This window comes from Clostridium celatum, from assembly GCF_021412605.1.
In the GTDB taxonomy this organism is placed as follows: Bacteria; Bacillota; Clostridia; order Clostridiales; family Clostridiaceae; genus Clostridium; species Clostridium celatum.
Genome location: NZ_JAJKGM010000025.1, coordinates 41005 through 51938, shown reverse-complemented (window position 1 = coordinate 51938; position 10934 = coordinate 41005). Strand labels below are relative to the sequence as shown.

The following is a 10934-nucleotide window of genomic DNA, read 5'->3' as shown; positions in this document are numbered from 1 at the left end:
TTCCCATAAAAATTGCTCCCTCTATAGTAATGACAGTTTTATTATTTTAACTGTCTACTATAAAGGGAGCATATCAACGAGTTGGGGCTACTATTTTTTTTGATATTTTATCAAGAAGTAAAACTATAAATTTTAATAATACTATTAAGAATATGCTTGCTGTAAATAGTATTATCAAACTTTAATTATTTACATTTCATTTTTAGAAACAAATGTAAATTATACAGTACAATCTGGTTTAAAGTTTAAATAATTTTTATAAAGTATTTGACAATTAGTGTTTATACTAAAAAGATTAAAAAATTTTAATTTTTACTAATATTATATCAATTTAAATTATTATACAAAAAACAATTAAAAATGCTGTAGTTAAATAAATATTATATTAAGAAAAAGCTCACTTATCACTTAATACTGATACTGAGAACCACATCATAAGTAAATGAGGTTTTAATTTACGAGGTTATTATGAATAAAATTAATTTACTTACTTAAAATATAACTATATTTTAGATAAGGAGATTAATTTTAAATGTATAGTACTATATTATTAAGCACAATAATTAAATGTATTTTAATATATATTTTAGCACTGATTCTTAGTAAATTAATTGGTATTAAAATTATTTTACAAATGAATTTTTTTGATTTTGCAATGAGTGTTTCTATGGGATCAATGATTGCTAAAATTATAATTGATAAAGATCATGTAGTTTTTTCGGGAATTATAGCATTAATAATTTTTACATTGTTAACTATAGTAACTAGTTATTTAAATTTAAAAAGTTATACAGCTAGAAGAATAATAAATGCTAAGACTTTGATATTAATAGAAAATGGACGTATTATTGATAAAAATATGAAAAGACTTAGGATTACAATAAATGAGCTTATAATGAAGTTAAGAGAAAAGGATGTTTTTAGTTTAGAGGATGTACAATTTGCAATTATGGAGAGTAGTGGTCAATTATCGGTTTTAATAAAATCTAATAAGAAGCCAATAACTCCATATGATATGGATTTAAAGGTAAAGAGTTTTTCTTTAATAAATGATATTATAATTGATGGAAAAATAATAGATAAGAATCTTGAAATAGCAGGTATAGATAAAAGTTGGTTACAGTCTGAACTTAAAAGAAAAAATATAAAAAATATTGAAGATGTTTTTTATGCTGGTGTAGATAAAAATAAAAAGCTTATTATTTCAGAAAAGTATCCTAATGATTTTAATTCAGAAAATAAATTTGGGATTGAATAAAGGTTAATAATGTGCGATTATGGAAAAAAATGTATCAATTTAAAAATATTTATAAAAATAATCTTAAAAAGGTTGTAATTAAATAAATACTATGTTATTATAAGAGAGTAGCAAAGTTGCTAACAAAAAGGTTTCATTTAGGTAAATAGTTTCTCGATAATTAGAGATTATTATATCAATTTAGAATCTTTAATTTTAGGAGGAATATTTATGACAGATAAGACAATAACATGCAGAGATTGCGGAAGCGAATTCATATTTTCAGTAGGAGAACAAGAATTCTACAAAGAAAAAGGATTTGAAAATGAGCCAACAAGATGTGTAGCTTGTAGAAGAGCTAAGAAAGAACAAAATAGAAGATAATTTTAGATTGTTATAGGTTGTAGTTTAAACTACAACCTTTTTTGATGTTTTATTATAATAAAATAAATACTGTATTAGAAAAAATTGTATATTATATGCACAATCATACTATAAGTAAGTGAAAAAAGTAGTCTTGGTCAAGTAATATCAGTGGCTAAGACTATTTTTCTAAGTAAAAAATATCATATTACAAAATAGGTGAAATTAAAAAAAAGTAATAAATTGTTATTGACTGATACCTAAGGGGTTAGATTAACATATAAATTAGAGGTGGTTGTATGTTAATAAATGAAGTTTGTAATTTAACAGGGCTAACAAAGAAGGCAATTTCATATTATGAAAAGCAGGGATTATTAAAGCCTAAAAAAAGTAATAATGGATATAGGGAGTATTCAGAAGAAGATATAGCATTATTAAATGAAATATCTTTATATAGAAAACTAGATATAGCAATTAAAGATATTAAGGTAATAGTAAAGAGTAAAGATAAAAAATATATAATTAATAACATTATTAAAGATAAGCAAAATAAAGAAATTCAAATAAGAATGCAAAAGAGATGTTTAGAAAAAATAATAGAAAATAACTTTGAGAAAATTACCATAAAAGAATTGAATGATGAGATTATTGAAATTGAAAAAAATAATGGAGAATTCATTAAGAGAGAGTTGATTAGATCTTTTCCAGGTGGACTGGGAAAATATTTAGCATATCATTTTGCACCATACTTAAATGAATCTCTAGATACTCCAGATAAATATGAAGCATGGATTAATATTGTTGAATTTTTAGATAATGTTCCTGAGATAAAAATACCTAGATTTATTCAAATTGGATATGAGAATATAAATGATGAAATGGCAAAGAAAATAAGTGCTGGTACAAGAAATGAAATAAACAATATGTTAAATGCAGAAGGTGAAGAGCTAGAAAAGTATAAGCAAAAATTATTAGATAATATAGAAAAACAAAATGATAAATCATTATTAAAGGTTATGAATCCTTTTTATAAATTTAAAAAGCAACTTAATGAATTTTTTAATAGCAGTGGATACTATGATATCTTTTTACCTAATATGAAAATATTAAGTAGTGAGTATAAGGAGTATCATGATAAACTTATAAAATTAAATGATAAGCTATCTAAAGAGTTAGGGATTAAATATGATGAAAATATGAGGATAATAATATCTAGAGATAATGAGTAATGTTTAGGAAGATATGATTTTTATAGGACAAAAGAAAGCTTAAAAAGTCGGGATAGGGACCTTTAATGATGATAAGATTAGATTAACGAATTGGAGGGAGGTAAAAGTTATGGAATGGATTGAAAGTATTAGAAAGGCTATTTCTTATATTGAAGAGAATATTACCGAAGATTTATCTATTGAAGAAATTGCGGATAGAGTAAATATTTCTCCTTTTTATTTTCAAAAAGGTTTTGGAATGTTATGCGGTTATTCATTAAGTGAGTACATTAAGAGAAGAAGGCTTGCACTTGCCGGCAGTGAGATTTTATCTACTAATGGAAAAATAATAGATATTGCAATAAAGTACGGGTATGACTCTCCAGATAGTTTTACTAAAGCTTTTACAAGATTTCATGGAGTTACACCATCTGCTGTTCGGAAAGAGGGTGCAATGGTAAAATCATTTGTTGCTCTTAGAATAAAATTTTCATTGGAAGGTGGATATATTATGGATTATAAAATTGTTGAGAAGGATGAATTTAAGGTAATAGGTGCATCCAAGAAATTTAAGTATGACTCTGCATTTATGGAAGTACCTTTATTTTGGAATGAGCATATTTCACAAGGAAAATTAAATGAGATATGCGGAATGTACGGTATTAATATTGATGAGGAAATGGGTGGAAATGAATTTGAGTATCTGATTGCAGAAGATTATTCTACAGAGAAAGAAGGAATGGAAGGATATATAGTTAAAACAATTCCTAAGTTTACTTGGGCTATTTTCCCTTGTTATGGACCAAGCCCAACAGCGATTCAAGAGACTAATAAAAAAATATTTTCAGAGTGGTTACCAAATGAAAGAGAATATAGCATTGCAGCAGGTTATAATATAGAAATGTATACAGATCCAAGTCAATATAAAAAAGGAACTTTAGATGAAAATTACTATAGCGAAGTTTGGATTCCAGTAAAGAAAAATTAATTATATAAGTTTTTTAGTAATAGTAAAGCTATTAGGATTAATCCTAATAGCTTTTTTGGTTGGCCTAATTAGAAGATTCAGTAAGGCTAGCAATATCAAAGTTGCTATCACTAGAAAGGTTATTAGAAAGACTACTAAGAAGGTTAGCAAAATTAGTATTGGAAATGTTATTACTACTAAGGGTACTATTACTATAATTGCCGCTACTAAAGCTATTGCTGTTAAAATTGTTAGAGTCGATATTATCACACCACCCATTATTAAATCCACTACAACGGAAAATATTATTATAGCCTCCCCAAAAGCTACCTGGGCAAAAGCCGCCGCCACCAAATATTAACATTATTGCTAGTATATAAAGCCAAGCTCCACCAAAGCTGAATATACCATAACCATCACAAGGATTGCAGCAAGATGATGTAGTGTTGCAACAATTTCTTGACATGTATCTCATCTCCTATCATTAGATTTTATACTATATAGTATTTAGAAAAGATCAGTTTGTTTAAATTAAATAAATTATTTGTTAATATTTTACAAAAATAATAAGAAAGGTAAGGTAATATATAAATGAAAAATTTATCAAAGAAAATAATAAAGTTAAAGTAAAAAATAAATAAATGTATATAAATATATATAAATATATATAAATATATATATGGATGTTAAGGTTAGTTGATAGAAAATAAATAGTAAGTTTAATAAAATAAATGTAGGGGGTATGAAAAGTATGATTAGTAGGAATTTAAAAAGTCTAAGAAAAAAGAATCAATATACACAAGAGGATATAGCAGAGAAGATTAATGTTTCTAGGCAATCAGTAGCAAAATGGGAAAATGGAGAATCTACTCCTGATATAGAAAGTTGTATAAAGCTTGCAAATTTATATAACGTTAAATTAGATGATTTAGTTAACCATTCAGAGGAAAAAACAGGAATTGCGGTGCCTCCTAAAGGAAAGTATTTCTTTGGATCTGTTGTAGTTGGAGAACGAGGACAAATTGTAATTCCTAAAGAAGCAAGAACTATATTTAATATAAATACAGGTGATAAATTATTGATACTAGGAGATGAGGAAAGAGGTCTTGGAATTGTTCATCAACGTGATTTAATAAATTTTGTAGGAACTATGGGGGTAGCAATGAAGGATGAATAAAATTAAAACTTATAAAAAGGATGTAGAAAGATATGAGTAAAATAGTTTTTTTCTGTATTCCTGCACATGGGCATACTAATCCCACAATAGAAGTAGTGAGGGAATTAGTAGATAGAGGGAATGAAGTGGTGTATTATTCATTTAATGAATTTAAAGATAAAATTGAAGCTGCAGGTGCAAAATGTATTTGTTGTGATGATTATCTGCCAGAACTTAGACCAGAAGATGAAAAGAAAATAGGAAGGGATTTTCCAGCTTTAATAGAAATGGTTGTAGACACTACTTTAGCTTTAGATGAAAAAGTTTGTAATGAACTTAAAAACTTTAAACCAGATTGCATTGTATCAGATTCTTTAAGCTTTTGGGGAAAACTATTTGCAAAAAAACTAAATATTCCTTATATATGCTCAACAACAACATTTGCTTTTAATGAGTATACAGCAAAGATGATGAAACAAGGATTAAATGAAATAATGCATATGATTTTTGGTATGGGACGTATTAATAAAAAAATAGAGCTTTTAAGAAATCAAGGATATGATGTTAAGAATTTTATTTCTATTGTTACAAATGATAATGAGACAAATACCATTGTATATACATCAAAAGAATTTCAACCTATGGTAGAAACTTTCTCTAATAAATTTTATTTTGTAGGACCATCTGTTTCTAAAGTTGTAGTTGAGAGTAAGGAAAGAAATAGGAAGAGAATATATATTTCACTTGGCACAGTTAATAATAAAAATATTAAATTCTATAAAAATTGTATGAAGGCATTTGAAGACACTAATTTTGACGTAATTATGTCTGTAGGTAATGATACTGATATTAAGAGTTTAGGAGATATACCTAGTAATTTTAAAATTGAAAATACTGTTGAACAGATTAAAGTTCTTCAAGAAACAGATGTATTTATTACTCATTGTGGTATGAATAGCACTAATGAAAGTTTATATTATGGGGTTCCAATGGTGTTATTTCCACAGCATTCAGAACAGAAGATGGTAGCAGAGAGAGTTGAGAGTTTAGGTGCAGGAGTTATGCTAAAAAGAGACAAGATAGAATATATTAAATCTGCAGTTATTCAAGTTATGAATAACAGTGAATATAAAGAAAGAGCAAAGAGTGTAGCAAAAAGTTTTCATAATTCAGGCGGAGCAAAAAGAGCAGCTGATGCAATATTAAAAGTTATACAAGAAAGCAAATAAAATATATAATAATAAATTTAACTTTAATAGAATATTTTTAGTATAAGTGTTGGTGATATTATTAGTCATCAGCACTTTTTATTTTGTTGAGCATATGGAAAGTAATCTTATTAATAATTAATAAGAACTATTGACTCTATAGTTACTATAGACTTTATCATAGTTAAAGAAACAAAAATGGAGGTAAAATTATGATAAAAGAATTTTTAAAATATGCAGTTCCTTCAGCTTTAGCTATGTTTGTTTCATCGTTATATACAATAATTGATGGGATTTTTGTTGGACAAGGCGTTGGAGATTCTGCATTAGCAGCAGTAAATATAGTTATGCCATTTACTATAATGCTATTTGGAGTAGCAACTATGTTTGCAGTAGGTGGGGGAGATCTTGTATCTAAAAATATAGGAAGTAACAATAAAGAAAAGGCAGTAAATATATTTAGGCAAGTATTTAAGTTGTTATTAATATTAAGTATAGGTGTAAGTTTAATTTCTGTTATATTTTCAAAATATATAGTGAAGATATTAGGAGCTACAGATACATTAATTCCTTTAGCTTCAACCTATTTAAGATATTATAGTTTATTCTGTATTCCAAATTTAATTGGTATTGCTTTAAATAGCTTTGTTAGAAATGATGGAAGACCAAAGATTGCAATGATATCAATATTAGCAGGAGCAGTAACTAATATAGTTTTAGACTATATATTTATATTCCCATTACAATTTGGAATAAAAGGTGCAGCAATTGCAACGGGATTAGGACAAGTAGTAACAATAGGTATATTATTACCTCATTTTATAAGGAAGAAAGGTATATTAACTTTTGGGAATATAAAATTAGAAAAGAAAACAATAAAGGAATTTGTGAATATAGGATTTCCATCTTTCTTTGCAGAAGTAAGTTTTTCAATAATAATATTCTTTATGAATGTAGTATTAGTGAATTATGGAGGAGAAAAATCATTATCAGCTTTTGCAATAATTAATTATATAACAACTAATATTTATATGGTATTATTAGGATTATCACTTGGGGTACAGCCATTATTAAGTTATAATTATGGTGCAAAAAAATCAGACAAGATGTTAAAGTTTTATTCTTTAACACTTAAGGCAGCAGTAATAGTAAATATAGTATTTATTAGCATATGCTTTATATTTGGAAAAGGAATGATATCAATCTTTACTTCAGATGCTACAATAGCTAATATTTCATATATAGGTTTAAATTTAATAAATATTGGATTTGTTATGGTAGGATTTAATTTAACAAGTACAGTTTATTATCAAGCAATAAATATGCCTAAAATTTCCAATATTTTTTGCCTTTGTAGAAGTATAATATTACTGCCTTTAATATTATTTATTTTATCTAAATTATTAGGTATTAATGGTATATGGATTAGCTTGTTAGTTTCTGAACTACTAACTTTCATAATATTGAGGTATTCTATTAATATTAAATCTTATACGGTAAAAGCTATAGAAAAATGTAAATTAACTTAGGAGATTTTTAGTATGGAAACTTATTTTTCAGTTGGAGAAATATCTAAATTAACTAATGTTCCAATTCAGACATTGCGATATTACGATAAGATGGGGCTTCTTAAACCAGATTATATAAATAAGCAAAACAATTATAGATATTATTCAATTAATCAATTTATAAAAATTGATTTGTTAAAACAATGTAAGCTTATAGGCTTATCATTAAAAGAAATAGAAGAGTTGTTAAAAAGTGAAATAACGGCAGATTCTATGATAGAACTAATTGATCAACAACGAAAAGTATTAGATGAAAAAATAAAAGAGCTGGAATCTGTTAAGTCATATATTAATTTTTTAGAGGATAGGATAAAAGAAACTAAGGAAGTTGAAGAAAATAAAATTTTTATTAAGTATAATGATAAAAGAATAGTAAAAAAATATAATTGTATAATAAGAAATCAGAGAGATGTAGAGCTTAATTTAAGAAAAGTTTTATTAGAGGCAGAAAAAGAAAATTGGATATTAAATTCTGAAATAGTATTTGAAACATCGTTAGATATATTAAAAAGTGAGGACAAGGTAGTTTATACAGCTATAATGCTTTACAAGCATGAGAATTCAACTAAAGGTATAGATAATGTTGTATTACCAAAAGGAAAGTATCTTACAATGTATTATGATGATGGATATAAAAACAATTTAAAGTACTATCAAAAGATGTTAGATTATATTGAAAAAAATAATATAGAGACAGTTGGGAATTTTAATGAATTTTCAATATTATCAAGAATAAATGCGAAAGAGGCTGAAAAGTCAATAATTCAATTAGAAATACAAATTAAATAAAGTAAATAATAAAACAATTATTTTAAATTTTAGGTTAAAGCAAGTTAATGATATTAAAAGTATCATTGGCTTGTTTTATTTATTGAGAATATGGAATGTAATCTTATAAATAATAGGGCTAATTTTGTTTTAGCATTAAATTATTTAGGCTATAATAAAAGAAAAATATTAATTTAAAAGAGATAAAGGGGTAATTTTTATGGCTAAATTAAGAAAAATGCTTGGAACTGCAGAATCACCTTACATAGTTTCACTTATGAGACTTATTGAAACACAAAGTAAAGAAACAATAGCAATTTGGTGCATTAATTATGCAGAAAAAAATATTCTTCCTATTTATGAAGAATATGATTCAAAGGATACAAGATTAAAAAATGCATTAGAAGCAGCTCGTGATTACATAGAAGGTAAAATAAAGTTAGTAGATGCAAAGAAGGTTATTAGAGAGGCTAATTCTGTAGCTAAAGAATGGGTAAAAAATCCAGTGGCTGAAGTAAGTGCAAAAACTATAGTACAAGCGGTAGGTTCAATTCATAGATCTACACATTCTTTAGGTATGGCATTTTATGGAGCAGCAGCTATTGCTTATCATAAAGTAGGATTAAATGAAAGTTCAGAAACATACGATAAAATTGCTTCTAATGAATGTGAGAAAATGGAACAAGAATTGCGTAATATAGCTATTGAAAATGAAGAAAATCCAGCTAAGATTAATTGGAATTGTTAGCTATGACTTAAAAAATATTTACTTAGAAATGAGGCTTTAAAAATGGCAAAGAATAAGAAACGTAAAAACAATACAAAAAATAAAAAGGTTATTAAAAAAGAAAATAATATTAAAGAAAAAGGAATTTTTGATGCTTTTATAAGCAAAAAATGGGTGGAAATTATAATACATATTATTAGTGGAATAATATGGGTAGCGTTCTTAGCAGATTTTTTCACATTCAAAAATATACAAGGATATCCTAATCCACTACTATCAATTTTAGCATTAGTAACATTATTTTTAGAGTGGAGAGTTTATAAAATAAGACACATGTAAAATATAGATATGGACAATTAAAAGTATAAAAGATTGGATTAATTATTAAATTTAGGAGTGTTATTATATGGATAAAACAATAGAAAGAATAAGAAAGTTTAGGAATGATAGAGATTGGTCACAATTTCATACACCTAGCAATATATCTAAAGCTATAAGCGTAGAAGCAGGAGAATTATTAGAGCATTTTTTATGGGATGATAATTTTGATAAACAAGAGGTTTGTGATGAACTTGCAGATGTAATAGTTTATTGTGTTCATATGGCTGATTGTTTAGGTGTTAATATAGAAGATATAATAAATAGCAAGATGGATAAAAATGAAAAGAAGTATCCAGTAGAAAAGGCAAAGGGAACTAGTAAAAAATATACTGAACTATAAATAATATTTATAATAAGTTGATTTATATCAGTTAAAAGTTTTAAAAATATAGTTAAGGTATAAAATTATAAGAGATAATAATTAAGTTTATATAGCAGCACTAGAAAAAAGTAGTCTAGTGCTGTTAATTTATTTTATGAAAAATTAATATTAGTCAAGTAAATATATTTACTGATAAAGTCATTATAATATAAATTTCATATTTTATTTTTGTTTTCATAACTATGTATCCAAAATGCTTGTAAAAGTAATATAAAACTACAAAACCACACAGCTTTAATACTTATGGCAAGAGATATTAAAGTACCTGGAATAGCTCCAATTGCAAAGGAAAAGGTAAGAAGTGTAAAAGTAATTAATTTTTTTATAGATTCTCTAGTTTCCTCATCTAGTGCATTAAACAATAATTGACCAATATTTCTAATATTTCCTGTACATATAGTTGTATTAAATGGTATACCAAGACAGTTTCTAAATAAGCATAATTGATATCCCATAAAAAAAGAAACTAGATTAGTAACTATAACATCAGGACAATAAATAGGAATTAATCCTATAAAAAATAATGCAATTGATTCTAAAATAAGACCATATTTTCTCCAATCTCCTTTAAAATTAAGAGTGACAATTATAGCTTTAATTAATTGACTAAAGGTAGCACCTAATATACAAGCAATAATAGGAAGAAAGTAGCTAAGTGCATCTAACCAATTTCCAAGTGCAATATTAATTCCTAATTTAGACATATTAGCAGTATGCATATTAGCTAATATATTATGTCTAGTTATATAAGTGTAACCATTCATATAACCTCCAACAAAAGTTATTATCATCATAAATATAGGTTTTTCAAAGGGAGGTAATTTTGATGGTTTGTCATTTCTATTTTTCATATAACTCCACCTTTTTATTTAAATACTAATGATAATGACGTATATATTATGCCCTAAATTAGGAAAATATTTTAAATACATTTAAATAGTTAAAATATATGGAAGTATTAGATATTTT

Annotated in this window: 13 protein-coding genes; 11 read left to right on the top strand and 2 right to left on the bottom strand. The window is 25.8% G+C overall.

Annotated elements, in window-relative coordinates; genetic code table 11:
- The first annotated feature begins 634 nt into the window (after positions 1-634).
- The 4 genes from LPC13_RS11155 (at position 635) to LPC13_RS11140 (ending at position 3796) form a co-directional block, all read left to right on the top strand.
- Entirely contained in the window at positions 635-1258 is a 624-nt protein-coding gene (locus LPC13_RS11155) for a DUF421 domain-containing protein (protein ID WP_234088809.1), read from the top strand.
- Between the two features lie 210 nt (positions 1259-1468).
- The gene (locus LPC13_RS11150; RefSeq protein ID WP_195245640.1) at positions 1469-1621 is read left to right on the top strand and encodes a zinc-ribbon domain-containing protein; all 153 of its coding nucleotides are present in this window, start codon (positions 1469-1471) and stop codon (positions 1619-1621) included.
- Between the two features lie 278 nt (positions 1622-1899).
- A complete protein-coding gene (locus LPC13_RS11145) occupies positions 1900-2829 on the top strand; it encodes a MerR family transcriptional regulator (RefSeq protein WP_005213773.1) in 930 nt (309 codons plus the stop codon).
- Positions 2830-2938: 109 nt separating this feature from the next.
- The gene (locus tag LPC13_RS11140; protein WP_005213772.1) at positions 2939-3796 is read left to right on the top strand and encodes an AraC family transcriptional regulator; all 858 of its coding nucleotides are present in this window, start codon (positions 2939-2941) and stop codon (positions 3794-3796) included.
- A 64-nt stretch (positions 3797-3860) separates the two neighbouring features.
- On the opposite strand, the gene LPC13_RS11135 is transcribed toward LPC13_RS11140, so the two are convergent.
- Positions 3861-4241: a hypothetical protein gene (locus LPC13_RS11135; protein WP_005213771.1), complete on the bottom strand. Its 381-nt coding sequence runs from the start codon at positions 4239-4241 to the stop codon at positions 3861-3863.
- A gap of 285 nt (positions 4242-4526) precedes the next feature.
- Here LPC13_RS11135 and LPC13_RS11130 point away from each other — a divergent pair, with 285 nt between their 5' ends.
- From LPC13_RS11130 to LPC13_RS11100, 7 genes are all read left to right on the top strand, one after another.
- A complete protein-coding gene (locus tag LPC13_RS11130; protein ID WP_040419585.1) occupies positions 4527-4952 on the top strand; it encodes a helix-turn-helix domain-containing protein in 426 nt (141 codons plus the stop codon).
- Between the two features lie 32 nt (positions 4953-4984).
- Positions 4985-6160, top strand: a complete 1176-nt coding sequence (locus LPC13_RS11125) for a macrolide family glycosyltransferase (RefSeq protein ID WP_005213769.1) — start codon at positions 4985-4987, stop codon at positions 6158-6160.
- Between the two features lie 191 nt (positions 6161-6351).
- Positions 6352-7668 (top strand): MATE family efflux transporter, encoded by a 1317-nt coding sequence (locus LPC13_RS11120; protein WP_195245202.1) that lies wholly within the window; start codon positions 6352-6354, stop codon positions 7666-7668.
- Positions 7669-7680: 12 nt separating this feature from the next.
- Positions 7681-8496, top strand: a complete 816-nt coding sequence (locus LPC13_RS11115) for a MerR family transcriptional regulator (RefSeq protein ID WP_005213767.1) — start codon at positions 7681-7683, stop codon at positions 8494-8496.
- A gap of 199 nt (positions 8497-8695) precedes the next feature.
- Positions 8696-9223, top strand: a complete 528-nt coding sequence (locus LPC13_RS11110) for a putative immunity protein (protein WP_005213766.1) — start codon at positions 8696-8698, stop codon at positions 9221-9223.
- 42 nt (positions 9224-9265) lie between these two features.
- Positions 9266-9541: a hypothetical protein gene (locus LPC13_RS11105; protein ID WP_005213765.1), complete on the top strand. Its 276-nt coding sequence runs from the start codon at positions 9266-9268 to the stop codon at positions 9539-9541.
- Positions 9542-9608: 67 nt separating this feature from the next.
- The gene (locus tag LPC13_RS11100) at positions 9609-9923 is read left to right on the top strand and encodes a nucleotide pyrophosphohydrolase (RefSeq protein WP_005213764.1); all 315 of its coding nucleotides are present in this window, start codon (positions 9609-9611) and stop codon (positions 9921-9923) included.
- Positions 9924-10120: 197 nt separating this feature from the next.
- Here the strand turns inward: LPC13_RS11100 and LPC13_RS11095 are convergent, their stop codons facing one another.
- On the bottom strand, positions 10121-10816 hold the full coding sequence (locus LPC13_RS11095; protein ID WP_005213763.1) for a YoaK family protein: 696 nt from the start codon (positions 10814-10816) through the stop codon (positions 10121-10123).
- Positions 10817-10934 lie beyond the last annotated feature (118 nt).

Excerpts from the sequence above, each read along its gene's own strand:
- LPC13_RS11155 (WP_234088809.1), top strand. The coding sequence starts at position 635 with ATGAATTTTTTTGATTTTGCAATGAGTGTTTCTATGGGATCAATGATT.
- LPC13_RS11150 (WP_195245640.1), top strand. The coding sequence starts at position 1,469 with ATGACAGATAAGACAATAACATGCAGAGATTGCGGAAGCGAATTCATA.
- LPC13_RS11145 (WP_005213773.1), top strand. The coding sequence starts at position 1,900 with ATGTTAATAAATGAAGTTTGTAATTTAACAGGGCTAACAAAGAAGGCA.
- LPC13_RS11140 (WP_005213772.1), top strand. The coding sequence starts at position 2,939 with ATGGAATGGATTGAAAGTATTAGAAAGGCTATTTCTTATATTGAAGAG.
- LPC13_RS11135 (WP_005213771.1), bottom strand. The coding sequence starts at position 4,241 with ATGTCAAGAAATTGTTGCAACACTACATCATCTTGCTGCAATCCTTGT.
- LPC13_RS11130 (WP_040419585.1), top strand. The coding sequence starts at position 4,527 with ATGATTAGTAGGAATTTAAAAAGTCTAAGAAAAAAGAATCAATATACA.
- LPC13_RS11125 (WP_005213769.1), top strand. The coding sequence starts at position 4,985 with ATGAGTAAAATAGTTTTTTTCTGTATTCCTGCACATGGGCATACTAAT.
- LPC13_RS11120 (WP_195245202.1), top strand. The coding sequence starts at position 6,352 with ATGATAAAAGAATTTTTAAAATATGCAGTTCCTTCAGCTTTAGCTATG.
- LPC13_RS11115 (WP_005213767.1), top strand. The coding sequence starts at position 7,681 with ATGGAAACTTATTTTTCAGTTGGAGAAATATCTAAATTAACTAATGTT.
- LPC13_RS11110 (WP_005213766.1), top strand. The coding sequence starts at position 8,696 with ATGGCTAAATTAAGAAAAATGCTTGGAACTGCAGAATCACCTTACATA.
- LPC13_RS11105 (WP_005213765.1), top strand. The coding sequence starts at position 9,266 with ATGGCAAAGAATAAGAAACGTAAAAACAATACAAAAAATAAAAAGGTT.
- LPC13_RS11100 (WP_005213764.1), top strand. The coding sequence starts at position 9,609 with ATGGATAAAACAATAGAAAGAATAAGAAAGTTTAGGAATGATAGAGAT.
- LPC13_RS11095 (WP_005213763.1), bottom strand. The coding sequence starts at position 10,816 with ATGAAAAATAGAAATGACAAACCATCAAAATTACCTCCCTTTGAAAAA.